Origin of the sequence: uncultured Blautia sp., from assembly GCF_902497045.1 — a bacterium.
Classification (GTDB): domain Bacteria; phylum Bacillota; class Clostridia; order Lachnospirales; family Lachnospiraceae; genus Blautia_A.
In genome coordinates this window covers 36,191-62,704 of record NZ_CABVDF010000001.1, presented here as the reverse complement: position 1 = coordinate 62,704, position 26,514 = coordinate 36,191, and the positions used below count along the sequence as shown (strand labels likewise).

Sequence of the window (26,514 nt, the reverse complement as noted above, 5' to 3'; positions counted from 1 at the left end):
AGTTCATAATACATGTTATAGCTGTTTTTTGTAATTTCATGAGTAGACAACGTCAAAGAATGTATTTTCCCTGGTGCCGCATACACAGGTATTGCCCATAGTACTAATAGAATAAAAATCAACGGCGTGATTATTTTTCTTTTTTTCATGTTCCCTTCTCCTTCATACTAATATTTTATTCCCCATTAAATCCATTCCTTTAATTATTACAATTTATTTCTTGTTTTCGTATAATCTCTTATTACGCATGTGTTACTATAAACACGTCTTGCGTATTTGGTGGTAGCTTTGATCGTAAAAAGATTGGTTTTGGATTTTCTGTTTGCTGTCATAAAATATGTGTTGCCTGGTCTTGAAAAAGTAGTAAGTACGTGTCTTTTTTTGCTTAAAGAAATACCATATTTATTCAGTTCCCTTGTTAAAGCTCTGACATAATTACGATCGTTCTGTCTTCCTGACCATTCGTTCTCATAAAGGGCCGTTCCTGATCTAGAGCTATAGTAATCAACCGCATTGGCAATTCTGGATGCCGGGATTCTTGAAGATATACGGTAAAGACCAACACCGGATGTATAGCCCGGATCAACAATAGCAGTTTTTACAACAAACTGATTCTTTTTATTTACAGTAAGTACAAGCCATGTACAACGCTGCCCCTGAGAAACTTCAGTGCTTTGGTATACAATATATTTTTTACCTCCGTACTGATAAACAAAAGCATGACTCCATGCTCCCATAGCCAGATCTATGCCCGTATCTAGTCTTATGTCCTGGACTTTTTTTACAGATGAACCTTTTTTTGTGTAAAGAGCAAGACGCATAGTTCTCTGATAAGCTGGGGAATGACCATATTTTCTTTTTTCCTTTTTTAAATAAAGTACAAGAAGATCCTTTTTTCTATCGCCATTAAAATCAGATTCATAGGTGCTTACAATACCGTTAGTTTTGCACCAGTCTCCCCACCCATATGTAGTTTTTGAACGTAAAGTTTTTCCTGTTGCTGCTACTCCCAGCTGTCTGCGCAGGGTTCCACTTATAAAGCGATTATAATTGCTTGCCCCCATAACCGGAATAGCCTGCGTTATACAGATGATAACTGTGAGCAACATACATAAAAGTTTTCTTTTCTTTTTCATATTCTTCCCCTCCTATTATGATATAGATTAGAAAACAGCTTACCAACCTGAATAATGGTAAGCTGTTTTCATTGTAGCATAGATCATTTTTTTGAACAATCTGTTTTTCAAAATGAACAGAACGATATTAGAAAATGCGACAAATAATATCGTATAAAATCTTTACTTGATTATAATACCTTCGTGGTCCACTTACTCATATCCCACACTTCATTTACCACATCCTGATAAAATTCCGGCTCATGGCAGATCAGCAGCAGACTTCCCCGGTACTCCTTCAGGGCTTTTTTCAGCTCATCCTTGGCGTCCACATCCAGATGATTGGTAGGCTCGTCCAGCACCAAGATATTTGTATCCCGGTTCACCAGCTTACACAGGCGCACCTTTGCCTGCTCGCCGCCGCTTAAAACCCGTACCTGGCTTTCAATGTGCTTGGTTGTCAGACCACATTTCGCAAGAGCGGAGCGGATCTCATACTGGCTATAGGAAGGAAATTCCTGCCACAGCTCTTCGATACAGGTGTTTTTATTGTCTCCCTTTACCTCCACCATTGAGTGCAAATCCAATGATTTCAGGAAGCCTTATGATTCATACCTTTACAGTCACCGTACACCCTCAGAAACGTGGAAGGAAAACCGTGTGATTACAGAAGTCTGTTGACTTCTTTCTGTACAGCAGTATAATCATATCCTGCGGCAGTCAACTTGTTCTTACGGTCTGTGCCGTTACCCCACTTACCTGCGATAACTTCCTTCGCAATCTGAGTCACAGATTTCTTACTGGAAGTGCTGCCCTTTGCCAGTTCATTGACTTTCGCCTGAACTTGAGAGTAATTGTACCCGGCAGCTTCCAGTTTCTTCTTACGGTCATCACCGTTACCCCACTTACCTGCAAGCACCTCTTTTGCTACTTCGGTAATGGACTTTGTAGGTGTGGTAGTTTTACCACCTGCAAGTCTGTTTACCGCAGCCTGCACCTCAGAGTAGTTATATCCTGCGGCAGTAAGAGCGTTCTTTCTGGCATCACCATTTCCCCATGCACCTGCAAGAACTTCCTTCGCCACTTCATCTACAGATTTCTTAGTAACAGAAGTGCTGCCGCCATCTGGATACCTCAGAACATGATTCCACGGATAATTACGGTAAGCCCTGATAAGAAACTCTTTTCCGGTCTGATCTCCCGGTGTTCCACCTGTAGCCGTACCTTTTTCATTGATAGACGCTTCTACTTCCATACCATTACCGCAATACATTGCGACATGGTGTTTGTCATTCAGCAAAATATCACTTCGTTTCAGTCCTGCACCTGTAGCCACATTTACCTTATTGATAACATCTTCAAAACCGAAGTGTTTGAATACGGCAAGCATTACTCCCGTATAAGCACATCCGTACTTTTCAAAAGAGTATGTTTTTACCGGAATCCCTGCGTGTTCCCATGCAGTATATACAGCGGAAGAACAATCGTAGTCACCATCTTTGCCCCAACGGTGTGTCTGGCAATATCCATGCCTGTCATCTTTCGCAGTATCTTCCATCCATTTGATAGCTGTCTCTGCTTTACTCATATTAGTTACCTCCTTATCATACTTCGTAAGATCGTACTGTTCAATAAGTTTCGTGTTGTTTGTCACATAGGTAGAACTTGTGGCATATCCGTCAGCCTTGATGGTTTCTAGATATTTCTTCGGATTAGTGATCCCTTTAAGATTCTGATATCTGGCAAGCTGAATGAACTCAAAGTAACCCCTGATACCTTCCTCCATAGAATCATAGACACGGAAATTATCTTTGATCGTAGTCAGCGTACCTACGGTGTACTCTTCCTGAGTAGTCATATTGACACTCTTGCCTGTCCACTTCGTACCGCATTTGAGTCCGAAGTAGTTATGATATCTGGCAGCAAGTTTGGAATTGCCCCAACCGGATTCAAGAATTGCCTGTGCAATGATCGGACTATGTACTTTGATTCCGTATTGTGCTGCATACTTCTTTACGAACTTCGCTACCTGTTCAATAAATTCCTGATTCGTCATAATGTATCACTCCTTTGTGAAGAGGGGAGAATGACTCTCCCCTGTGCTTACTGATCTGTGTTATCCACAGAGTCAGATTTCTTTTTAAGTACCTCAATCGCAGATTTAATTGCCGGGGGAATGTTAATCCCCATAAGACCTGCATTTTCCACAATAGAAATAGTCTCATTCGCAATAAAAGCAATCACCACTGCATCTCTGATAAAGTTCGTCCCGGTCACAAGATCAAGGCGTGTGGCTACCAGAACCATCAGAAGAGTAATGCACTTACGGCACAGACCCTTCCATCCTGCTCTTGACTCCAAAGCACCGTTTTCCGTTTTACCGGAGTTATGGAACACACCTGCCACAATCAGACCTGTCACATAATCAATAGCCATGAAAATTACCAGTGTTACCAGTGCGGCATCCCAACCGCCAAACAGAGAAGCAATCACGCTTCCAACCACTCCAATAGCTGTACAAATTCCATTTTTCATCATCTCTTTAGTCCTCCTGTTCATCATAGTCCTCCCCGGTAATTTCTTTGAAATTCTCCGGGCTGATCCATCCCTTTACTACTGCGTCCCTGACTCTCTTCTCCTTCCAGAGTCCGTTGTCATAGAAATTCTTCACCATCTCAAACTTACTCTTCTTCGCCATGATCCTGTACCTCCTGTTCGTCCTCTTCCTGCTCCATCTCAATATCTGTCATCATAGCCAGATATTCAATGTCACTGTTTGCCTTTGCGATCTGTGCCTGCATAGCAGCGTTCTTCTGACGCTCCTTCACAAGCTGTTCTCTTGCACTGATAAATCCAAACATTTGCTTTCCCTCCATAAATTCTTATAATATTGATCCATACAGATAATAAGGTTGTGGCAATTTCTCCTTGCCCTCCTACCCGGAGATTTCCTTTTCTTGCTACTCTCATTACCTACATGGGCTTTCCAACTTTCATAACACCTGTCAACCTCTTCCTTTGTCATGTACCCTTGCTTTGCCCGCTCTACCAACTTCCGCAGCTTTCGCCGTTCGTGTGATAGCTTCTCAGGCAGTAGTGTCATGACTACCTTTCCAGTCTTTGTCAACCGGAAGCGGAAACCCAGAAACTTGATACCCTGAGTCACCTTAAAAAGCTGTGTTTTCTTCGGACTCAGTTTCAAACCTCTTGCGGTCATCCAAGCATCTATCTTTATCAAACACTCCTGTAAATAAGCCTTATCCTCATGGATGATAATGAAATCATCGTTGTACCGGACGTAGTGCTTAATGTGAAGTTGCTCTTTTATAAAATGGTCGAAGTCATCTAAGACTGCTAACTGTATAAGCTGTGTCGTTTCTGAACCAAGACCCATGCCTACCTCTGGATCATCACCTTGATTAAAGCTGTCAATAATCCGCTTGATTTCTCCGTTCACCCATTCATCATTGACCCTCTTTGTTACCGCTGAGTAAGCCAGTTCATGAGAGGTGCTACCGAAGAAATTCTTTAAGTCTGCTTTGAGTACCCATCCTTCCGTACCGTGTTTCCGGTAATATTTCTGCAAGTGGCAGATCAGCCTTTTCCTTGCGAACTCTGTTCCTCTTCCGTCCTGACAAGCACAGTTATCATAGATAAATGATTTTGTCATGGTGTCGTAAAAGTAGTTGTCGCATAGGCTTCTCTGAAATACTCTGTCCTTGATTCTTGTACTTACAATGTCTCTTTCTTTTGGCTCATACACTTTGAACTGTGTATAAGCATCTAACTTATATGTACCATTCTCCACGCTCTCCTTTAGCTTATGAACATTAACCAAACCATTCTTTACATACCCGGCTACACTGTCTTTCCACATGACGTTGTTCTTGCAATGCTGCATAGCCCGGTACAGATTATCAAAGTCACAGACTTCATCTCTCACTTCGGATTCCATCATGTATATTTCTCCCGTAAATCATTGGTTGCCGTTTATAGTGATACTGCCGTAAGGACGGCAATCACATCAGCACTCTGTTTTCGCCCTACTATATTCAGGTCAGGATGACGATTCCTTGTGTGAGTGTATTGATTTCAACCTATGCCTACTTTATTACTAGCGTTTCTCACAATCCGGGGCAACCCCATTGCTGTTGTTCGCATTGTTGTTGTTCAGATTACCCGTATTGTTCACATTGCGAACGTTGTTACTGTTCCCGGCGTTCGGGGTAAACACATATCTTACAATCGTCAACCTTATATCATTTACTTGTATCTATTTTCATCAGACCTCTTCCAGTTCCGAAGAAGATTCTGGACATTGATTACAAGTCCTGTCCAGTAGTCCATCTTAGAACCTTCGATTCCGAAAGTACGGTAAGCAATATCCATCATGGTTAGCAAGGAATATGTCTGTGCCAAAGCCTGAACTTGATATCCTCTCCGTAATTCCCAGTCGGCTTTCCAATGTTCAGACTCAGGATTCACATACACTGAATTTGCCATATTGATAAGTCGGCTGATTTCTACCGCAGCATCCACGATCTTTGCGGTGATGCACCAACGGTATCTCTTCGGGAAGCAACTCTCATTACTGCAAATATGGATGGTATGTGTAGCCAACTCATTTGCCTTTGTGATTACTTTCAACTTTGAAGTACCTCTCTTTGACTTCGGTACTGACATTGTCCTCACTCCTTTCCCACCCCTAACGGGGTGGATTTCTGATCTTAGATTACATTACAAGCCGGGGCAACCCCAAAGCTGGCGTACGCATTGTCGTAGTTCAGATAACCCATATTGCCCACAACGCGAACGTGGCTACTGCTCCCGGCGTTCGGGGTACGCTCCCACTGCCACTGCGGACTACCGTTTTTATACTTCACACGGTTACTATCAGCACCCGTGTTCGGGGAAGTATAATCAGAATAGTCAGAGTAGTAAGGGTACGGCTCACCTTCCTTGACACTGCTCACTTCATCACCCATGAATAACTCACGTCTGGAAAGCAGGAAGAACTTGTCCTTTGTAGTATCAGAACCACCACCGTCAGTTACGTTATTACGACAAGTAACCTTTGTGGTCTTACCGATAACTGCAAGGAAATCTGCATCCATTCCATTCATGAATCCTGCCTTATTGGAAACCCAAGAAGGAGGTCTATCATAATTGGTAGCAGGTGTCCAAACAGAACCCGCAACTTTGTCACTGTTCAACCATTCACGAACCGCAGACTCTTTATAGTTATTAGAGCCGTAGCACATTCTCTGACCGCTGTTCAGCGTTGTCAGTTCCGTACCGCCTGTACCCTCTGTGGACTTCACAGTTTCAATAACTGTGGTACTTGTAGGACTGGCGTAAGTTTTAATGTCGTATTTCAGCGGGTCTTGATCCCAAGCACCATTCCATACGATCTGTCCACCCTTCGGAACTGCTTTCGCAAGAGTAAACTGGTATGTCTTACCGTTACCCATACCACCACTCCAACCGTTCTTAGGAGTTACATGATATGTACCTGCGGCAAGTTCCTCTTCTGCATAATACATAGCTGCCGGGGCGTTAAACTGTACAAAATCAAACACCTCATGAAGCTGTAAAGTCATGCTGTGAGTGAACTGCTTGTCTGCCGGGGTATCAATGTCAAAACCGATGATATCCCACACCAGAGTTGTGCTACCTCTCTGGCAGGTCAACTGATCTCCCACCGCAAATACCTTGCTTGCCAGTCCCTTACGAACAAGTGCCTGCACATCACTCCAAGATGTAGGTTTCAAGCTACCACCCTGTCCGGTTGCAATCGCAGCAAGGAACTGGTTCATAGTGTCCATCTTCTTTGCGAACGTATCGTCAGAGAGAAAACCAAACTGATTGCTCATTGTCTTATCCTCCTTTATCCTGTAACAACTTCGTCATACTCAAATACGGGCTTACCACCAATCACCTTGATTGCACCCTGATAGGTTTTCCCGGTATCATCGTTGACGATCATCATAGTAGCTGCCGCTTTCAATGCAGAATCGGTAGCAGTGTTGCAACCTGTGATTGCCTTTGAAGTGTCCTGCTGACGCTTTGTTTCTGCCTGAACTCTTGCAGTCTCAGCAGCTACCCTCTTAGACTCAACATCGACTCTACCCTTCTCTGCGGTAACTCGTTTGCTTTCAACATCCACTCTGGAATTTTCAGCAGATACCCTTGCCTGTTCAGCTTTCACCCTTGCGGTTTCCGCATTGACACGGATTGTCTCTGCATTGACTCTGGAATTTTCGGCAGAAACACGACTCTTCTCTGCCGAAACTCTACCGTTCTCAGCAGTGACACGTTTTGCTTCTGCATCCTTGATAGCCTGCACATCTGCGATAAGCTGAATCAAAATACCATAATCGTCATCCTTCTCAATCTCAGAGTCATCTGGTGCTGCCGCTTCCTGAACTTCCAGTTCAAAGAGCGTGGTACTCAGTACCGTCTTGTTTGCCGTGATGATGGAAATATCACACTTTACAGTACCGTCAAGCTGCAACATCCAGTATGTCAGCGGAACAGTTACCGTACCGTCTGCATTGACTGTACCCTCAAAGGTTTTTGCTACTTCATCCTCACGTCTTGCATTGATGACTGCGGTAGATGCAGATTCCACTTTAATATGCTCACCACTATCCAGAAGAGTCACCTTCAAGAAACGGGACTGCTTATCGTACTGCTTTGCTACAATCGCAGCAAAACGGTTAAGCTGAGACACATCTACCTCAATCTCTTTAATAATCGTTGCCATTATCCTTCACCTCCCTTAAAATCCCAACTTCTCCAATACCTCTCTCATAGAAACCTGCGTACCGTCTTGCTTCACAATCGTTACATCCTCACGGAACAGTGCTTTGAAAGCACAGTCCAGAGTATTATCCATCGTTGCTTTCTGCCCGAACGCTACGCCACGTCCTCCATGTAGGAAGTGCATCAGATAAATTGCTGTAGAAACATAATCTATGTAAGTAACCGTACTGAAAGCATCTTTCAGAACGTACCTCACATCATAAGAAAACTCAGTGTCCAATTCCCCGCCAAGAACATTGCTTCCCGGCTTAATAGTCTTTTTGTTCAACCATTCTGAGGTATCGGTTTTCTTGTACTCTGCTGTGATTGTAATACTGTTAAGTCCGGTACAGGAGGAATACTCCACGGCACTCTGACTGAGAAAATAAGTTCCGTCATTGTCCATCTCACCCGTTTTGTTGCATCGGTCACTCTCAATCAGAGTGAATTTTGGAATATCATACGGAAGCACATTCAAGGTTGCTGTCTTAGAACAAGTTCTTCCACGGCTGTCCGTGATCGTTACCTCACATTCCAGAGAACCACTATTTATGATTCTGTTGATCTGTGGCAGGCTTGATGCACTGTAGGTCTGCTCTGTATACTGTGTGTCCAGTCTCAGCTTAATACGCTTGACTGTAGCACCCTGACTGGCAGCACAGGTGATAGCCGATACTCTGATACCACTCTGATTCTGAACAAACACTTTATTCCAACTAGCGGGGACTGGTGTGTTTGTTTTGTCTGCCAGAGTGACACTGCTGATTGTCGGTAGGAAGGTGTCAGACACAATGCAATTAAAGGTTGTAGAGATTGTCGTATAGACTTTCGTACCATAACTGATCTGGACAGTAACTTTACCTCCACCGTATGCCTGTGAGGAATCACTGATTGCATCAAGCCAAGATACGGGTATGACATAACTTGTGCTATAGACATTCTTCACGGTCTTTGAATAGCTGTGATTTCCAAGACTCCATGTAACTTTCAGTGATCCGTCTACGGACTTTGTGCCAAGGTAGTTACTAAACTCTGCGATTGAAGATGCACTACCATCAATCGTAATTTCATCAGCACTAACCATAGTTGGTGCATTTTCAATGTCATACATGGAAAAAGTATCTTCGTAGGTTTGTTTACCGTCATAAAAAGATAACGTGAAAAATGGCTTGCTCACAGTAAATGTGGAAGAAGTTGCTTTTGTCACCTTCATGACTCCTGTACTCGTTTTGTCAGTTTTGTTTTTAGTCCATGACAAATTTAACTGAGAACCGTCTATCTTCACCTTGATCGGACAAGACTTACTGTTGTTCCACCCTGACCATACATACGATCCGGTTTCCGAACCTTTACCTGCTTCCCAGATAAAATAAATCTTCGTGGTATCACCGCTTACAGAACCTTTTGCAACCACATAGCAATCTATGCCATTTACAAAATCTTTACTTGTTGCACTCATTCCTCATTCACCCCTTCCATTTGAAAAATGTTATCTTCATCTACTACCGGAACATACTTGCTTGCCCTTCGTGGAATTTTCATAACGCTTACAATGCTTGCATTGTCGGTTTTCTCAACGGCTCTCCATTTCACACCCATTCCATACTCTGTAGAGATAAAATCGAAGTAACCACCGTCAGCCGCAGCACCCACGGACAATCTGTCCATTGCTTCTACGGCATTGATATGCAGCTTGTTATACTGGATGAAAGCAACCTCAGAACCGTCCTGCAAGAATCCCATCCTCTCATTGTCAATATTAATCGAATACTGCTGCTTCTCTCCGTTGACCTTCTTACCAATATCCAAACCATCCTCACTGAAACCAAAGTAGGTTTGAAGCTGCTCACGGTAACTGTTCACCTCGTTACCTTGTTCAGTAATACGATCAGTCAGAGAGTTTACCGACATATTAAAGCCCTTCGATGTTTCTTCCAGTTTGGTGCTATACTCAGTCGTAATCTCTTGATGTACGCTGTCGGTATAATCTTTTGCCTGAGTCAGTCGATCATCAATCTTTGCATTGGTAGTATCAGTAACGGTCTTGACACTCTCAGCAACCTCAGTACGGATCGTTCCACCTGTATTTGCGATCAGAGTTTTTGTCTCTTCGGTTGTACTATAATCTGTCAACTTTTCGTCAACGGTTTCTTCCATTTCCGTTGTGACACTTTGCTTATACTCAGCTGATAACTTCTCAGCGGTAACACACTCTGCATCCAGATATTCAGTAGAAATCTTGTAAGCTGCCAACATATTGTAGATAGCATTACCATCTTTACTGAATCCGTATTTCCATACAGGGTTTCCCTCATTCCAACTCTTTGTCCAAGCAAAACCGTTTGCCTTGAAGGTGTAAATGATGTTACTGCTTTCAAGAGTCTCACCGTCACAGAAGTAATAAACCTGTGTTCCGTCATCCTGCGGAATCGTTACGATGTTCAGACCCAAGCTGTTGCTCAAAAGTCTGTTCAATTCAAGCTGTGCCTGTTCCTTTGCAGTCATAGCCTTGTCCAGATTTTCTCTCAGCTTTTCCAGAATTGTTGCCTGTTGTTTAGTAAGCCCGCCACTCTGAGAGTATTTCTGTTTCTGGGTTGTCTCACCCTTACCCGCAATACTGGTACTAAGATTCATTCCAAACGTAACATTCGTAATGATCGTGTCATGCACCTCACCTTTTGCATCTTCATAATGAATCATGTCCATAGGATAGATATACGGTGCAGACTTAATAGTGGCTGTGTATGGTCTGTAAGAAAATCCCTTCAAGGAAACATACAGGGTATCAAGTACCACCTGCACATTATCCTGTAGCAGACCGTTACTGGATAAATCCAAGCAATAATCATCCGTCCCGGCAATGTACTCTGTGTTTGCAGCATCCTTGAAGTAAATACCTGTAATGGTTACATCGTTCTCCTGCATATCACTGTTGTATCTTTCGGAAGGACTGATTGTAAGATCAGTCTGCTCATACCATTTCAATTCCAGATTGCCGTCATAGTTCATGAAAGCACACGTTCCGGTCAGTGCCGCACACCACTGTAGCAATGTTCGGTAGGTTAAATCCTGTCCTTCCGGGTACGCTGTAATCTGGTAATCTTTGTTCGGCAATCGGGTAATGTCTGTTGCTAAAGTCACACCACAAATGGTGCAAATCTTATTCAGCAGATCAGCTACCGTCATAGGGAATGACAGCTTGCTTATGTCCACTGTCTTATCGAACAGGATCATCCTGTCAAGTGCTGAAATTGTGATAGTGGACAATGCCCGTGGCGGTTCATCAATCGTGAAGTAGCCACATGGAATCCAGTGGATCACTGCATTTTCCCATCGGTGTGCATCCCATTTCTTGATACCGATTTTCACAAATACCTCTGCACCTTCAAAAACGGTATTGTCATACTTACCGTCATCATTTTTCAATTTAAGTGTGAGTTCCGCAGCTACCGCAGAACCCACCTCAATTTTTGAGTTCGACACACTGTAGCGGTCTATACTTAAACTTCCCTGAACGATCTCATTCTCAGAAACCGAAAAGGACTCATTCACACCGTTTACGGTAATGTCAGCAACCTGTATGTAGTTTTTATTGAAGAGGTTCTTGACCTCCTGTGATACCTTATACATTAGTGCTTACCTGACCTTTCTATTGCGTTGAATGAAACGCTACTCCATATTCCCTTGCGAGAGTTGTAAAGCTGTGCAGGCTTATCACCTGTGTAAAATTCGCTTGTCCGGTACTTGCCAAGTTTGGCATCCAGATAACAAATCTTCACATACTCAGGATCAAATGCCTGAATGATAGTGGCAGCATCCTCAATGGACACATTCTGCCATTCCATCTCCAACTTCACACACTGACCGATTCGTTTCTTATCCATGTTCGTATCTTCGGTTCGTCCTGCATCACTGGCTGAAATATCATTCAGTGAATATTTATAACCGGAAGGGCACTTGACAGCCTTACCGTTCACGGATCGTATCGGATTGTAGTCAGCCATAATACCCCTCCTTTACGTTGTTACCGGGATGATGGTTTTACCATCCCTCTGATTCTTACGGTTCATAGCTTTTGTGAAAGAGTCTGTAGTGATCTCAGCGGTGAAATCCTTACTTGCGATCTGCCGTAACAGTTCGTTTTGCTCTTTCAGAAGTTCATTCTGACGGGCAGTAGCGTCATACATACCCTCACGAACTCCATCAGCAATAGAATCCTGACTTCCACCCGTAAGCCCTGCTCTTACCTTGTAAGCCAGAGTGTCCATCCACTCTGTATGATTCTCCAAAGGAAGAACCGCTTCACGTCCTGCTTCACCGCCACCCAACATGGTGTTACCCATCATGCCGAACAACTGTGCCCCTTCCAAGATACCTCCGGTCTTATACCAAGATACTGAGAAGTGAGGGATAGATGGAGGATTGAGACTAAAGTGACCGTAAATGCTAAAATGCGGAAGTTTGATAGACGGCAAACTCCAATGGAAATTGAAGAATGATTTCATCCGATCAATACCTTCTTTTACTGCATTTTTCGCAGCGGTGATCTTGTCTGAAATGGTGGTCTTAATAGTTTGGAAACTACTGCTTGCGTTACTTTTCAACGTACTCCAAGAACTTCTCAGATTGCTGTTCAGCGTACTCCATGTGGAACTTGTATTACTCTTAACTTCATTCCACTTCGTAGAAATGGTAGATTTCAGAGTAGACCAAGTAGAACTTGCTGTACTTTTTACACCAGACCATGTAGTACCCAGACTCGACTTGATACCAGACCATACAGTAGAGGTGTTCGTTTTCACGTTACTCCAAGCTGTAGAAATAGTGGATTTCAAATTCGTCCAAGTAGTTCCTGCGGTAGTTTTTACGTTCGTCCAAGTGGTACTCAGGTTGGACTTGATATTACTCCAAACTGTAGAAGTATTAGACTTCACGCTAGACCATGCAGTGCTGATAGACGTTTTGATGTTTGTCCAAGTGGTGCTTGCTGTGGTCTTGACATTCTGCCAAGTATTACCCAGAGTGGTCTTGATGTTCTCCCAAGTCTGACTTGTGTTTGTCTTGATCTCACTCCATTTCTGAGAAATGGTTGTTTTCAATCCAGACCAAGTTTCAGAAGCCTTAGTCTTAATACCGCCCCAGATTCCAGAGATCGTAGAGGAAATTTTGCCCCAGATATCCCCGGCAGTGGTTTTGATATTCTCCCAAGCACCCGAAAGAACGGACTTGATCTGACCCCATTTTTCAGAAGCCGTAGATTTGATCTTGTCCCAAGCATCGGAAATCTTATCTTTAATTCCTGTGAGGAAATCTCCAATGAAAGAAAGAACATTTCCAATACTGTCCTTGATACCCTTTAACAAGCCTTGAATGATATATCCACCCTGTTCAGCCATAACGGTTGACGGACTGTGAATACCAAACGCAGACTTGAAGCCATCAATGAACGGCTTAAATACGTTGTCATAAATCCAAGTACCGATACTCTTGACACCTTCAACGATACCTTTACAGATACCCTTTACCCAGTCGATACCCGTTTTCTTCGTACCGTCATCATTCGTGAGGTACTTCTGGAAATATCCGGTGATATCCTTCCAGATATCAGATACGATGGTAGCGATGAAACTTACCGCCGCACCCATAGCAGTGCCAAGTAGTTTGAAGAAAGACTGTGCCAGAGAAGCAAAGTCAATACCTGCAATACAATCCTTAGTGTTCTGCCACAGTGCGTGTGCTGCATCACTCCAATCAATTCCGGCAATCCATTCCTGCATCTCATTGAAAGCACCCCGGAGGAAATCTCCGAAACTCTTTCCAACCAGTTTCCAATTCAGACCTCCAAGTGCCCCTCTCAGGAAATCCAGACCCGCTGTAAATCCCCGGACAAGCAATCGTCCGACAAAGGTAAAATCTATCTCACTCAATGCTGAATTAAGGAACTCAGCTACATGATTACCTAGATTCTTAAAGTCAGCCGTTTTCAAGAACCAGTATGCTGTCTGCACAGCACCGTTGATTCCATATCCAACCTTCTTACCGAAGCCCGCCCAGTCAATACTATCCACGATCTCATTGAACTTATTGCCAAGGATCGTACCAAGTTCTTTCCAGTCACCTGCTTCAAATGCTTCTTTCAGCTTGTCAGCAAATTCGCTGATAGAGTTGTCAATCGGTAATTCCTCAAACATCGAACCATAGTCCGGTGTAGAAGCACCACCGCCACCACCACCACCTCCACCTCCACCGCTACCAGAACTGTCCTTATTCTTGTCACCAAGAATATTCAGTTCATCGAAACCAAGGGTGTATCTCTTGATTTCATCAGCGGCTTTCTTTGCTGCCTTAGAAGCTGTGCCTGCGGCATCCTTCGCTGCACCACCGTAGGTAGCTGCAACCTTCTTAGCTGCCGTGTAGGTCTTAGAACCTGTGAGTCTTGCAAACAACTGATTCAGAATGTTGAACAGTGCTACAACCTTACCAATCACAAAATCAATCGCAGGTGCAAGAGCGTTAATCAGAGGTGCTGCCATAGCACCCATGCTGTTCTTCAAATACTGTGCGTTCGTAGCAAGAGAGTTCATGCTATTCGCAAAAGTACCGCCCATCAAAGCACTGTAGTTGTACAGATTATTGATACCGTCCTTGAAGCACTGCGTAAGCTGAGACATTGCGAAACGGATCATTCTGTATAATGCAATACGCTTGATAGAAGAAAGGAAACTTCCTAAAGCACTTGTCGCATTGTGTACCTTAGAAGTAAAGGCGTTCCCAAGGGAAGAAGTAACTTGCTTCATTCCTGCCGCCAGTTTAGAACCAAGGTTTGTTGCAACCGCTTTGATGGTTCTTCCGAAAGCACCCAGAATACCGCCAGACTTCTTGAACTCTGAGTACATAGTCCTGAGACTTCCAAGTGCCTGTCCAATCTTATGAGGTAGACTTCCAATCTGCTGTCCTACATAAGAGATACCTGTCAGACCACCGATTTCACCGATGACCTTCTTGACACCAGACAGTGCCGTTCGTGCCATACCTGCGGATCGTGTCACTTCCTGTAGCTGACTGTCAGCATGACTCATGCCATTATCAGCACCGCCAGTATTGCTCACGTCCTCAGTCTGTGTACCGCTATGGGACGTTGATCTTCCAGACGAAGCAGGCTCAGTGTTAATGTCTGCCGGGTTCGGTGTTCCCGATCCTGTACCGCCTGTGTTAACCTGCGGAACACGGACATTCTGTAGACCCTGCATACCCTGTAAGGCTCTGCTCATGCTTTCCATACGATCAATGTCGGACTGACTGATACTCTTCATTGCATTTCCGATTTCAGAGATTCTCTTCGGTACAGATGCAGGAATCTTGATATTACCTGCTTTGTTAAGAGATTCCATTGCTTTACCAAGGCTTTCCGGTTTGTCTGTATGCAGTCCACTCAACGCCTGATTCAGTTTTTCAAGCTGCTTAATAGAACCGTTCAGATTCGTACCACCCTTGATAGCAGATTTCAGATTCTTAAAGCTGTTTGCCAGTTTATCAATACCGTCAACACCCTTATCAGATTTTGCTTCTACTTGAAATTCAAGACCTTCAATCTCAACACTCATTGTCTATTTCCCCTCCTTCCCTCTGTTTTTCTTCAAATCGTTTATTGAATTCAACCATCCATGCTCTCATAGCATCCTTGCCGTTCTTCATCTTCTGCTGATTCTGACGTTCCTCAGTTTCCTTGATAGCTTCTATCGTGATAGGGATAGGCTCTTTCATGTATGGGAACGGCTCATGTTTCTCACTCAGAGGATTGAATACCGGGGAAGCATCAACTAATGCTTCATAGATGTACATACCCTGCATCCAGTGGTTGAAGTTCTGTCTGTCTAAATCTCTTTTGTGCTTATCCCGGTAGAACTTAACCATTGCTGCATCCCCATCCCAGTAATCGTTATAGGTCATACCGATGGATAAGTAATACCCGCACTCTTCCTCAAATCTTTCCGTGTAACGAAAAGAGGACGGACGGTTGTTATCACGCCCGTCCCCGTCATTGTCGGTGGACTCCCCCGTTACCACGAAGTCACCCACTCCACGTTTCCCGTCTTTTCATCCGGTTCGTCCATCAGAGACATAATCGGTTCGTTGTACATCTCTGCAAGTTTACCGATAAGACTCTCTTTGTCGGGCATACCCGCAAAAATCTTATCAATATCCTCCTGCTTCACGAACCTGTGATGTGCCTTAAAAGCACCTGCAAACAAAGCAGGAAGAAGAGTCATCGGACGCTTTTCAATGTCATCCGCAACAAACCCTTCCGCTTCCATCTGCTGAATAGTACGTCTGGTGTATTCCAGTGTGTAGTCCTTACCTTCGTAGGAAAAAATAATCTGTTTAGCCATTGCTCTTATCTCCTTTAATTCTTAAAATTAACTGTTCTTACTCTTCCTTGATGACCGTAGACGGTGCAATCGTAATAGACATGCCGACTACCTCATTGACCTTACCGCCAGTCACATGAACGGAAAGCTGACCGTCAAAGGAAAACTTACCGTCAGTACCGGTAGGAGTCACAGTACCGTCCTCATTGTCAGTACCACCAAACCATACAGCATAACCGTCAGTCTTACCTTCCAGTTTCTTTAACGCCTTGTACGCTGTATGATCGTAGTTCGCCGGGAACTTCAAACCTTCGTTTCCAAGAATACCAAGGATATAGGTTTTCATACGATCAGAAGTTGTGGTTGTTTCCAGAAGTTCCGGGTCAGAACCCAGATCAGGGAACTCCGTAATGTCCACAAGTTTTTCATAGGTAGATGCTTCCTTTTTGTGCATAAGGAAGGTCTTAAATGTACTAATAGCCATTGCTCTTTACCTCCTGTAAAAATTTTCACCGTCCGTTGCTGCTGAGTAACGGGCAATGATTCTGTATATGGTTGCGTCCTCCAAGTTCGGGACTGGTGTAAATGCCAACCGCCTGAAATTCATGGAGAACATCTTTTCATCAATAGCTTTTGCTATGGATTTACATTCCGTTTTCTTACCCTCAGACTTGTTTGAGTACACATTGATCTCAAACATTACAAGGGACATAGCTTCCTTACCGCTTGTGTCCTGCTTGTCAGCAATCGTGCTGTTATCACTCTGAGTAATACTCACATGAGGGAAAGAAGAAGGGGTCTTTGTATATTCGCCCGCTACGTTGATTCCCGGAAACTCTTCACGAAGCATCCTAACAATACGGGTATAGACCTCATTTTCACAATCTATCATCTTCGATACACCCTCCTTGCTATTTCCTCAAACTTTTCTTCCAGTTCACGAACTGTATAATACATACTCATGTTTGCAGGATTACCATAGGTATGAATTTCTCCTGCGTGTTTCCCGGTGGCTATCACCTCACCGTTTGTACCGGGATCACCCTGATATCTCCATCCTTTTTCAAGCCGTCCTAAGTGGTGTCCGTAACCGCCATGCTCAAAACCGAACTTCCCGGCTTCCGGGTGGGAATCAGGATATTTCACACCTGTACCGAACTCAATGAAAAGAACGGAACTGCCTATAGCCACTACAGCAGCTTTATTCTCTCCCCTGCTTTCAACCGATACTGAAACGTCATTCGTACCATCGTAGGTAGCTGACTGAAACTTTGCTCTTGAAATCTGCATCCCTTCATCGGCAAGGGCTTTTACAAATTCCTGCGTCTTTTCTTTCAGCCACTTCTTATAGTCCTCTAATTCCTTTATCGCATTGTCTATGCTCTGTTCGGTAAGCTGAACTTTGATAACCTTGTTACTCATGAGACTTTCACCTTCGATACTGCATAAGAGATCGTGTTAAGAGACTTCGCAACCCGTTTTACGGTATAGTCGAAAGCAGGCTTACCCTGCCGATAACCCGGCTTACTGTCCACAAACAGGACTGTGTTTTCGTCTATCGGACAACTCATGTCATCCGTAATCAGAACCTTGTCATAACTGTCCAAGTTACCGAACATATTCACCTGTGCATACCCTGTAGCGTGTGACACACTGCACATCAGCTTCACAGGTCTTTCATACAGAACCCTGTATTCACTTGTCTCATTCCCATCTTCATCAAGAAGAGGTTCTTTTCCCTTATACAGACAGTAGTAGATTGCCGTCTGATTCCGTTTCATCAGTCTCATTACAGCACCCCCGCTACTGGTGTAATTGCTCTAAGGAGAGAAGGTGGGATATCTCCGTCCTCATAAGTACGGGACACTCCGTTCTCACTGTGGCTTACTTCACCCTCTGCTCCACGTTTATTTATCATGTACGCTGCAATCTCTACATGGACTGCATCGTATTTCATCGGTACTTTACTGACATTCTCATACGGATATGCTCTTTGCAGTACCACTTTCTCAGCAAGACTGAGATAAGTGGACAGTACGTCTTTGTCCTCTTCGCCAGTCATACTTTTCAGCATCTTCAACTTCATGTCGGTAGTCATACCGCCCACCTCCTTTACTCTTTACTGATTAAGCAGTTGCCTTTCCGATATCCGCAGCGTTAGCCACATAAACAGAACGGCTGTATGCAGGCTTCTCAAAGGTAGTAGAAATACCTGTGAACTTACCGTGATACCATTCAGCACCATGATCCAGACCGATCTGACCGAAAAGCTGATACTTCTCACCTGCACCAGTCTTAGCAAGCTGTTCAAGGAAGAAGTTACCCTTACCCGGAACAGGCTGATATACAGGTGCAAGCACATCAAGGTTCAGAAGCAGTGCAGTACCCGCAGGTAAACACTCACCCAGATGCAGATAAACAACACCGATCGGAGTTACCACACTGGAAAGAGAGATACCATTGATCTCACGGGCAGCAGGTACGATAGTAAGACCATTCTGAACAGCATCAGCATTGATCTGGAACAGAGTAACAGCGTCACACCAAAGAACAAGTCCCTCAGTAGGGGCGTTCGCACCGTAAATCTTCTTAACCATGTCTGCAATATCCCAGAGTCCCAGAGGTTTCTTATTCATTGCCATAGTGTTAGAAGTAATTGCCGGGATCAGACCTCTGGTCTGGTTGGCATCATCATCACTGGTTGCCTTGTGATAAACACCGTTGATGAAAGTGTACTCGATATCACGGTTCACCTTCTGAATCTTAGCTGCAACCTGAAAATCCAGTTCGGAAATCGGGTTCGCCTGCTGATTCGCAACGTTGATACCGGAGAGAGTACCCATGTTACTCTGCTTACCGTAAGAGATACCTACAGACTCCTGAAAAATCTGAGTCACGTTAGTTTTCTGCTCACGGGTAGTAACAGAAGCGTCCGGTGCAGTAAGAGACTGATTCTCAGTAATCTTCGGCTGAGAACCGTTACCACCGGAACTGTATTCCTGACCTGTCACGAACTCTACATGATTGGTAGTTTTGGCTTTAGAGCCGATAATAGAACTAAGCGGGGTCTTAACATTACCCTTGTTAAAAAGCATACCGGAGTAGTTCAGGACTCCGAAGCTAGTTGCAAATACGTCTGCCATTGTTCATTCACTCCTTTATTATTCTGTCTGATCGGCAGCGTCCTGTGCTGCCAGACGTGTATAGTAGGCAACTGCGGTCAAATCTCCGCTTGCCTGTGCTTCTTCGATCTTCTTCTGATAATCCATGCCACCAGTATTCTCAGAACCCACAGCAGGTCTGGGAGTACCCTTCATCTTTTTAGCAAGAATATCTTTCTCACGGGCTTCAAGGTATTTAGTCTGATTCGCCATAACCTTGTCCATGTCACCATCTACCATTGCTGTAGCAGTGTCATCGGCAAGTTTTTCATCATAGCCCATAGCCAAAAGTTTTGCTTTCTTTTCTGACAGTGCCATAGAACGTTTGAGGTCTGCGTTCTCCTGTGTCAGCTTATCCATCGTTGCTTTCTGTTCAGCGGCAGCAGCTTCATCCTCACTCTGCTTACCTCTTAACTGTTTCTTGTAGTCAGCAGCTTCCGAATTGGCTTTAGAAAGCTGTGCTTTCAGGCGGTTCACTTCCGCTTCATTGTCTTTCGCTTCTGCACTCTGCAATGCAGTGGAAATCTCTTCCTCAGTCATACCTTCCTTATAGGCATCCCCAAGCAAATCACTTAAATAACTCATAATAGTCCTCCTTGCGTTTGTAGGTGTTCCCTCACCATGATTTCCGTTTTATCCTCTTGTCTGAGTTTGCGTTTTGTAGGTGTTCCCTCACCATGTATGTAAAGGAAGCAGATCACTCTTCCTCTGCATCAATGTGTAGTTCCACGGTGCATCGGCAGTTCACATTGTTCTCAGCTTTTGTAAACCCTCCGGGGTAAGCTGCATGATCTCCGTCAAATGTCCAGAACTCTTCGTCCAGAGACACCGAAGCACCTTCCAGATAACGATGCGTTTCCCGCACCTTGTCATCCATAACCGTGTACCAATTCTTTGTCACCCCATATCCAACACTGGATTGGTACTGGTGTCCTCCATCCAGAACCGCAGCGTTGTATACTCTGTGAAATTCAGATTCAGCAAGAGTCTGTAGCCCCTGTAAATCTCCTGAGAGGACATGATCTGCAACCCTGTCCTCAAATGTCTTACCGTCAATCACCAAGTAGATGACTTCATCCATGCTTCTCACATCCACGGTCAGATCATAAGCAAGCATCTCCGAAGCGGCTTGTACGCCCTTGCGGTAGGCATTTATGAGCAGTGACAAAATGTCATCTGCTATTTGACTGACCTGTACGGTCTGATCCTCTGTAGTTTCGGAAGCGGTGTTATAACTGACAGCGGTAAGGGCATTGATTTCATCAAACGCCAGAATGTAATTTGAAAGTGTCTTTTTATTCATGACAAAATAAAAAGGGACTATGAGTTGTTACACTCACAGTCCCATTGGACTCACCAGAACCTTTGTCCCGGCGTTACTCTTTCATCTTCATTTTTCGTTTGATTTCTACAATGGTGATCTTACCCTGCTCAATCAGTATTTCCACTCTGCTCCCGTGTTTCAGCAGACTTTCCATCTGCTCCACCATTTCCTTCGTTATTACCGGAGTCATCGTCATTTCCCTCCTGTTTCATTCTTTGCTGTTGTTCAAACAACTCTTGTGCCTTTTGCTCCTGTTCCTCTGCATATTCAGCACTTAATGTGTATGCAAGGTCAGAATCTACAAACAACCCACAATGCTCAAAAGCAAGACGTGGATGGATTTTGTTATTTTTCAGCATCAGATCAAGCACCTGTGCCTTTTGAAGAATGTTTTCGTAGTTCCTTCGTGTGAACCGGATTTCTACGTTGCATACCTTCAAGTCCATATCGGCAAGAGTGCGGCAGATGTTCAGAACCACCTTCAAGAAAATTCTCTCAGACTTCTTAAACATCAACTCACTGTCCTTTGCTCTGGCTTCGGCAGCAGACCAACCATCACGCATGATGACGGCAGAACCCGTATCAGATGTAGAAGAACCGCCATTACGGTTCGGCATACCACAGATGGTAAGCACTGTCTGATACATATGGTCTACCAAGGTCTGAGTCTCACCCTGATTGAGATTACTTACCAGATAGTTAATCTCAGCTTTCAACTGGGGATCAATGTCTTTGAACTTGATAGCCCCTCTTTCCCGGAGTTCGTCAAAATCTTCGGAACTGATATCTACGTTGTGGAATAGCATCAATGCCTGAATGAACTGCTCCACTCCATCCAAACGGTTACTGTCTGTCAGGTTGATTGCATCCAGAAGTGGGATAACCAGTTCAAAAGCACCGATCCTTGCCATATTCAGTGGATATTCAATAATCGGAATCTCACCCAGAATATGTGTATCATAGGAAATAACCTTCGACTCCACAATCTCAAAATACTCATGATCGGAATAGCAACTGTAATGTACCACTCCGTTTTCATCCACCACATACTTAACACCCAGAATTGGCTTGTTGCCTAAACCGTTGTTATAGACCACGAAGGTATTTCTGGGATCAAGAGTGTAGATTTCAAATGGGGATTCATCGTCCTCTCCTGCCATTTCATCCGGGAGTACCATACGGAAGGAAGTTCCGCAGATATGAAACCAGTCGGCAAGTTCCTTGTCCTTCGCAGGCTTTTCCTCTGCAAATACGAACTCATTAAGCTGATTGATTGCATCTGCAATGTTCTCAGCATTTCCTCTGGAAACATACTGTAGCGGTTCGCCCATGAGGTAGCCCGACTTGAATGAGACAATCTCATTCGCACGATTCTCAACGATCTTGTTTGTGATCTCAGGTCTTACTTCCTTCACACGGTTAAGAATCGGCTGCCTGCCCTTGTAGTAAGACCACAGGTAACTGATCTCACTTCGGTTCTTCCAGTGGTACGGTAATGCTTTTCGCAATATTTGAACCACGTTACCAATATTCACTTCGGTTTCATCTGTCAGGATCATTCTTCGTCCGTTCAGATGTAAATAGGGTTCTACCACTGGTGACACCTCCTTCTTAGTAATCTTTCTCTATGGTTTATTATAACACTCTTCAATGGTTATTTCAAGCAATATTTATGCATAAGCATTGGAAACTTTTTAGGAAAATTAAATCCTTCTGTCCATAATCTCAACCGTATTTCCGATCAGTCCTCTCAGTTCATTTTCAAGCAATGCAAGGGAGTCTGGTGCGTCATCGTGCGGCACTTTACCGGATCGGGTATAAGTAGTCACCTGTTTCAAGAAAGCTGCATACTGACTGTTCCTTGCGTACAGGGACGGATCTTTGAAGTAGAACTTCTTCAAGATGTTGTCCGATGCGAACTCAATACGGGTCTGCTTGTTACTGATCGTCTGCTTCGTTCGGATATTGCACACATACTTCCTGTCAGTTAAAATCTGCTGCACGTCACGGGCAAAATACTTACCTGCATTGTTCGACTCAAAGGTACTGGCTACCACTTTGTTGTCAATGAGTGCTTTCGCACATTCAGGTTTGGTTACTTTCGGTGCAGAATCGTCAAAGACTACATCTACGATGTAGACCTCACTTCCGTATACCGCAGCAATCGGCATAGCACAGAAGTCTTCTCCGGTGTCCGCAGTATCACAGACAGCAATGATACTGTCAGGATCACGGTCAATCGGCAGTTCAAAGTAGCGGTTAAGACTCTTCTCCGGGAAAAGGATTCCTTTTGCTTCAAACGGTTTCTGCTGAAATTCGGACTCAAACTGTTCCTCAGAAAGCATCTCACGCTGATCCCTAAAATACTGAGTGGTGAAAACCTTTCTACCCTCACGCATATACTCAAAGTTACTTTCATCTGTCACCAGATCAAGAGCAGGTGTCTCAATAATCTTGCATCGTTTTCTCTGTTTCTGCATCTCTTCCTGCAAATGACCGATAGGATCATACAGAGAATATCGTGTACCGCAGATGACAATAGGTGTACCCTCAATAGCACGTCCGATGATATCACCAGAGATGACCTCCCACTTATCATCAAGTCTCTGACGGTTCTTCGCTTCCTCACGTCCTTCCACACAGTCATCGAGGTACAGAAGGTTAGTTGCTTCGGAAAGACCTACCTGACGGGCATCAATGGATCGGCACATAACGGTAGGGAATCGGGACTTATGCAGAAGGTTGATAATCTTCGTGTCGGCATTGGTCTGGACAAGTTTGCTCTCCGGGAAAATATCATAAAAATGATAGTCACTGGGAAGAGTCAGATATTCCAGACAACCAAGATAGAACGATTTAACAAGGTCATCACCTGTACCTTCCATAAGTGTTGCTCTGTCTGGGTACTTACCGGAAAGCATATTCGTAAAGTTGATACCTAACTGGGACTTCCCGGCTCTCTTCGGCATGGAGATGGATAGGAAGTCCAGTTTCCCGTCAAGAATCTCCTGATATGCGTCTACATATCTTCTTAGATAATGACGGCGGGGCTGATAGAACTTCTTGTCAAGTGGCTTGCCGTACTCTACCGCTTGTAAGTAATCATCGAAGAAATGCTGTGCCCCGAAAAGAAGTGACCTGAACATCAGATCATCAAACTCTCTGGCTTCATCGAATTTCTGACTGCATACCGTCATACGCAGTCCCCATGAGATACGATTACGCAGTTCATGATTCCATGCGTGTGCGGTCTGGAAGTCAATCTTCTCATATTCCCGGCAGACTGCAAACATCTCTTCGTATGCAGATCTATCAAGCGGATTCCTTTCTATAGCTTCATAAATCTTCTGTTTCAATTTCAAATAATTCATAATAACCTCCTGAGAATAAAAAAAGGACTGTCAAAACGACAGTCCCATTGGACAAGCTGTAGCATCCCTACAGCCAAGTATTCAGTTAATCAATAAGTGGCAATCCGTTGTTATCCTTTAATCGTCCTCTCATGATTTTGATAATATCAAGCAGCCATCCTATAAACAAGAAGTTGAAGGTGAACATTGCAAGCAGACCTCTCATGAATCTTCCCACATAGAAATAGTGACCTCCGAACACTCCTGTAAAAATACAGAGTAATAACGCAGTTCTTTTCTTCTTATGACTGCTCAGATAAACACCTGTAGCCATACTTGATCCTCCTTATAAGTTCGCTAAAATTCTGAACGGCAGTCTGAACATCCAAAGGATAGGCATGATTATTACATAGTACACGATCTTCATAGATACCCAGAACATCAATCGGAAGCACAGCCACATGAAATAGCAAATGCCCCACAGTAAATATAACATACTTATCCCTCACTTTCACCATCCAAAATCATCTCTTCATCTTCTGACTGTATGATGATCTGAAACTCCATTGCATCAGCCCACTTTATGAGTGTTTCTACAGTCATACCCATACCATCATTTCTTAGGAGAGTCTTACCAATACTGCCCTGACCGGAATAACCAAGTTCCTCAGCCAGTTTCCGTTGACTCCATCCTCTTTTAGAAAGCATGGTTTTTACACAATCTTTCACGGTCATAGCCGTCAGCCCTCCTTAATCAGACTTATTGGCGTATGCCTATCACGATAGACGTATGTCTATTATACTCCCTAACTTTTTATAGTATAGCCCTCTCTAAGAGGAGTTATAGCACTTGATAGACGTATGTCTATTTTTAATAGGCGTATGCCTATCATTTATTCTGAAATCTCAAATGTCTCACCAGTCGAATTGTCTGTAACAGTCAATGAACAATCCATCACCTTCAAGAAACGGATCAGCATAGAGATTTTCATATCACGATTAAGAGCCTGACTTACACCGGACTGGCTTTTCATCTCCATCTTCTCTCTCATTTCAGTCTGAGTGATCTCCTTCTGTGCCATAAGATTTTTAATTACTTCGTTAGCCTGCATTGTGTTACCTCCTTTCATGCTTACATGATATTATGATTTTATGATATTGTCAAGACCTTTTTAATTTTTGCGGAACTTTTGCACCTCACCCGCCCCGGCAGCCGGGGGTCTATTTCCCCCTCCGGGGGGTATGCTGTCCCGGTGCTGCTGTCCTGTCACCAGATCACAAAAAAAAAATATCATGTAATCATGATAAAATGCTTGACAATATCATGTATATATGATATCATGTAAACATGATAAAGAGATAGCAACGACAACTAAATAATTATAGGTTGTCAATGCTGCTGTACAGCAGGCAAGCCGCCCGGTGTACAGATTGCACAAAGTGATAATTGAATATAGGAGGTCAAGTATTATGTATGATTACAGAGAAGCAATGACAGAGGATGTAAAACAGTGGATTACAGACGAGGTTGATTTAGCAGACTGGACAGAGGACAGAGGAGGACTTGAACAACAGTTAAATGATGACTTGTGGACAGCCGATAGCGTGACAGGCAACGGCAGCGGATCATATACATTTAACAGGGTGCAGGCTTCCTTGTATGTACTCGATAACATGGACTTATTACAAAAAGCTATTAACGAGTTCGCAACCGATCCCGCAACCGTAGGGGATAAATTTATTTCTGAGGATTGGGAATGGTTTGACGTAACAATACGTTGTTACCTTCTGGGGTCTGTAATATCCGATGTATTAGACGAGATGGAAGAAAACGGGGACTTTGACGAGTCCGAAGAGTAACACACGTTGCGGCGTGTATAAATAGCCAGTCAAGCCGCAAGCGTCCCGGCTCTGCCGGGGGTCTGGAAACAGAATACAATAGAATATAGGAGGTCTTGTATTATGAGAGAATACAGCTTTAGAAAAGATGGTTTTACTTTTGAGAGAGTTAGCAAGGCAACAGCCCGCCGGGTATTTAATAACGATATGCCTATTATGTTATGCCCTTGCAATTTAAGACCGGAAACCGGGTTATTTAGTACAGTAGTACAGAACGGGAAACATTTAGACACAACGTTTGAAACCCTGTTAAATACGTTTGAATATTACAACTGTACAACCAACGAAACGGGACGCTATACAGCGTTTTATATCCCGGTAATAGAGGTTGACCGCTTTACAGGTGAAACACCAACGGCGGCAACTCTGGGAACTGTAAAACAATATGACTATAACTTTATAAACTAGCCACAAGCCCCGGCAACAGTCCGGGGCATTGGTTTATAATGCAGCCGTTGACGGTCACAAGCCCGTATAAATGCAGAGTGTAAA

Annotated in this window: 30 protein-coding genes and 1 pseudogene; 2 read left to right on the top strand and 29 right to left on the bottom strand. The window is 43.8% G+C overall.

Going from position 1 to position 26,514, the window contains the following annotated elements:
• Positions 1 to 206: 206 nt before the first annotated feature.
• From RDS42_RS00370 to RDS42_RS00230, 29 genes and pseudogenes are all read right to left on the bottom strand, one after another.
• Complete coding sequence (locus RDS42_RS00370; protein WP_308781848.1) at positions 207 to 1,136, bottom strand: hypothetical protein; 930 nt, start codon at positions 1,134 to 1,136, stop codon at positions 207 to 209.
• 170 nt (positions 1,137 to 1,306) lie between these two features.
• Positions 1,307 to 1,681 (bottom strand): annotated as a pseudogene (locus tag RDS42_RS00365) (ATP-binding cassette domain-containing protein); the annotation flags it as partial.
• Positions 1,682 to 1,779: 98 nt separating this feature from the next.
• Positions 1,780 to 3,171: a glucosaminidase domain-containing protein gene (locus RDS42_RS00360; protein ID WP_308781847.1), complete on the bottom strand. Its 1,392-nt coding sequence runs from the start codon at positions 3,169 to 3,171 to the stop codon at positions 1,780 to 1,782.
• A 47-nt stretch (positions 3,172 to 3,218) separates the two neighbouring features.
• Entirely contained in the window at positions 3,219 to 3,650 is a 432-nt protein-coding gene (locus RDS42_RS00355) for a phage holin family protein (protein WP_308781850.1), read from the bottom strand.
• Between the two features lie 7 nt (positions 3,651 to 3,657).
• Positions 3,658 to 3,813 (bottom strand): XkdX family protein, encoded by a 156-nt coding sequence (locus RDS42_RS00350; protein WP_195508856.1) that lies wholly within the window; start codon positions 3,811 to 3,813, stop codon positions 3,658 to 3,660.
• Positions 3,797 to 3,976 (bottom strand): hypothetical protein, encoded by a 180-nt coding sequence (locus RDS42_RS00345; protein WP_195508857.1) that lies wholly within the window; start codon positions 3,974 to 3,976, stop codon positions 3,797 to 3,799. Before RDS42_RS00345 ends, RDS42_RS00350 begins: the two co-directional genes overlap by 17 nt.
• Positions 3,940 to 5,073, bottom strand: coding sequence for a reverse transcriptase domain-containing protein (locus tag RDS42_RS00340; protein WP_308781846.1), 1,134 nt, complete (start codon positions 5,071 to 5,073; stop codon positions 3,940 to 3,942). The genes RDS42_RS00345 and RDS42_RS00340 overlap by 37 nt, the downstream gene beginning before the upstream one ends.
• Positions 5,074 to 5,378: 305 nt before the next feature.
• The gene (locus tag RDS42_RS00335; protein ID WP_308781845.1) at positions 5,379 to 5,798 is read right to left on the bottom strand and encodes a hypothetical protein; all 420 of its coding nucleotides are present in this window, start codon (positions 5,796 to 5,798) and stop codon (positions 5,379 to 5,381) included.
• Positions 5,799 to 5,842: 44 nt separating this feature from the next.
• Complete coding sequence (locus RDS42_RS00330; protein ID WP_308781844.1) at positions 5,843 to 6,886, bottom strand: DUF6273 domain-containing protein; 1,044 nt, start codon at positions 6,884 to 6,886, stop codon at positions 5,843 to 5,845.
• A gap of 116 nt (positions 6,887 to 7,002) precedes the next feature.
• Positions 7,003 to 7,881: a BppU family phage baseplate upper protein gene (locus RDS42_RS00325; protein ID WP_308781843.1), complete on the bottom strand. Its 879-nt coding sequence runs from the start codon at positions 7,879 to 7,881 to the stop codon at positions 7,003 to 7,005.
• Between the two features lie 15 nt (positions 7,882 to 7,896).
• Entirely contained in the window at positions 7,897 to 9,378 is a 1,482-nt protein-coding gene (locus RDS42_RS00320) for a DUF859 family phage minor structural protein (protein ID WP_308781842.1), read from the bottom strand.
• Positions 9,375 to 11,549 carry a hypothetical protein gene (locus tag RDS42_RS00315; RefSeq protein WP_308781841.1) on the bottom strand — a complete coding sequence of 725 codons (2,175 nt, stop codon included), beginning with the start codon at positions 11,547 to 11,549 and terminating at the stop codon, positions 9,375 to 9,377. The genes RDS42_RS00320 and RDS42_RS00315 overlap by 4 nt, the downstream gene beginning before the upstream one ends.
• Positions 11,549 to 11,923 (bottom strand): hypothetical protein, encoded by a 375-nt coding sequence (locus RDS42_RS00310; protein ID WP_308781840.1) that lies wholly within the window; start codon positions 11,921 to 11,923, stop codon positions 11,549 to 11,551. Before RDS42_RS00310 ends, RDS42_RS00315 begins: the two co-directional genes overlap by 1 nt.
• 12 nt (positions 11,924 to 11,935) lie before the next feature.
• Positions 11,936 to 15,523: a hypothetical protein gene (locus RDS42_RS00305; RefSeq protein ID WP_308781839.1), complete on the bottom strand. Its 3,588-nt coding sequence runs from the start codon at positions 15,521 to 15,523 to the stop codon at positions 11,936 to 11,938.
• Entirely contained in the window at positions 15,513 to 15,986 is a 474-nt protein-coding gene (locus RDS42_RS00300; protein WP_308781838.1) for a hypothetical protein, read from the bottom strand. The genes RDS42_RS00305 and RDS42_RS00300 overlap by 11 nt, the downstream gene beginning before the upstream one ends.
• Positions 15,980 to 16,309, bottom strand: coding sequence for a DUF5055 domain-containing protein (locus RDS42_RS00295; RefSeq protein WP_195508867.1), 330 nt, complete (start codon positions 16,307 to 16,309; stop codon positions 15,980 to 15,982). Before RDS42_RS00295 ends, RDS42_RS00300 begins: the two co-directional genes overlap by 7 nt.
• A gap of 37 nt (positions 16,310 to 16,346) precedes the next feature.
• Positions 16,347 to 16,772, bottom strand: coding sequence for a phage tail protein (locus RDS42_RS00290; protein WP_308781837.1), 426 nt, complete (start codon positions 16,770 to 16,772; stop codon positions 16,347 to 16,349).
• Between the two features lie 6 nt (positions 16,773 to 16,778).
• Positions 16,779 to 17,180 carry a hypothetical protein gene (locus RDS42_RS00285; protein ID WP_227189243.1) on the bottom strand — a complete coding sequence of 134 codons (402 nt, stop codon included), beginning with the start codon at positions 17,178 to 17,180 and terminating at the stop codon, positions 16,779 to 16,781.
• The gene (locus RDS42_RS00280; RefSeq protein WP_195508870.1) at positions 17,177 to 17,710 is read right to left on the bottom strand and encodes a hypothetical protein; all 534 of its coding nucleotides are present in this window, start codon (positions 17,708 to 17,710) and stop codon (positions 17,177 to 17,179) included. The genes RDS42_RS00285 and RDS42_RS00280 overlap by 4 nt, the downstream gene beginning before the upstream one ends.
• The gene (locus RDS42_RS00275; RefSeq protein WP_227189241.1) at positions 17,707 to 18,078 is read right to left on the bottom strand and encodes a hypothetical protein; all 372 of its coding nucleotides are present in this window, start codon (positions 18,076 to 18,078) and stop codon (positions 17,707 to 17,709) included. Before RDS42_RS00275 ends, RDS42_RS00280 begins: the two co-directional genes overlap by 4 nt.
• A complete protein-coding gene (locus RDS42_RS00270) occupies positions 18,078 to 18,386 on the bottom strand; it encodes a phage head-tail connector protein (RefSeq protein ID WP_308781836.1) in 309 nt (102 codons plus the stop codon). The genes RDS42_RS00275 and RDS42_RS00270 overlap by 1 nt, the downstream gene beginning before the upstream one ends.
• Positions 18,387 to 18,414: 28 nt before the next feature.
• A complete protein-coding gene (locus tag RDS42_RS00265; RefSeq protein ID WP_195508873.1) occupies positions 18,415 to 19,431 on the bottom strand; it encodes a DUF5309 family protein in 1,017 nt (338 codons plus the stop codon).
• Between the two features lie 18 nt (positions 19,432 to 19,449).
• Positions 19,450 to 20,034, bottom strand: a complete 585-nt coding sequence (locus RDS42_RS00260) for a hypothetical protein (RefSeq protein ID WP_308781835.1) — start codon at positions 20,032 to 20,034, stop codon at positions 19,450 to 19,452.
• A 112-nt stretch (positions 20,035 to 20,146) separates the two neighbouring features.
• Positions 20,147 to 20,752, bottom strand: coding sequence for a phage minor head protein (locus tag RDS42_RS00255; protein WP_195508875.1), 606 nt, complete (start codon positions 20,750 to 20,752; stop codon positions 20,147 to 20,149).
• A 128-nt stretch (positions 20,753 to 20,880) separates the two neighbouring features.
• Complete coding sequence (locus RDS42_RS00250; RefSeq protein WP_195508876.1) at positions 20,881 to 22,368, bottom strand: phage portal protein; 1,488 nt, start codon at positions 22,366 to 22,368, stop codon at positions 20,881 to 20,883.
• A 108-nt stretch (positions 22,369 to 22,476) separates the two neighbouring features.
• Positions 22,477 to 24,144, bottom strand: a complete 1,668-nt coding sequence (gene terL / locus RDS42_RS00245) for a phage terminase large subunit (RefSeq protein ID WP_308781834.1) — start codon at positions 24,142 to 24,144, stop codon at positions 22,477 to 22,479.
• A gap of 85 nt (positions 24,145 to 24,229) precedes the next feature.
• A complete protein-coding gene (locus RDS42_RS00240) occupies positions 24,230 to 24,457 on the bottom strand; it encodes an NINE protein (RefSeq protein ID WP_195508878.1) in 228 nt (75 codons plus the stop codon).
• 164 nt (positions 24,458 to 24,621) lie between these two features.
• Positions 24,622 to 24,858, bottom strand: coding sequence for a helix-turn-helix transcriptional regulator (locus RDS42_RS00235; RefSeq protein WP_195508879.1), 237 nt, complete (start codon positions 24,856 to 24,858; stop codon positions 24,622 to 24,624).
• 158 nt (positions 24,859 to 25,016) lie between these two features.
• Positions 25,017 to 25,235 (bottom strand): helix-turn-helix transcriptional regulator, encoded by a 219-nt coding sequence (locus tag RDS42_RS00230; protein WP_195508880.1) that lies wholly within the window; start codon positions 25,233 to 25,235, stop codon positions 25,017 to 25,019.
• Between the two features lie 358 nt (positions 25,236 to 25,593).
• On the opposite strand from RDS42_RS00230, the gene RDS42_RS00225 reads away from it, so the two are divergent.
• Both RDS42_RS00225 and RDS42_RS00220 read left to right on the top strand, forming a co-directional pair.
• Positions 25,594 to 25,983 (top strand): hypothetical protein, encoded by a 390-nt coding sequence (locus tag RDS42_RS00225; protein WP_308781833.1) that lies wholly within the window; start codon positions 25,594 to 25,596, stop codon positions 25,981 to 25,983.
• 102 nt (positions 25,984 to 26,085) lie between these two features.
• A complete protein-coding gene (locus RDS42_RS00220; protein ID WP_308781832.1) occupies positions 26,086 to 26,430 on the top strand; it encodes a hypothetical protein in 345 nt (114 codons plus the stop codon).
• Positions 26,431 to 26,514 lie beyond the last annotated feature (84 nt).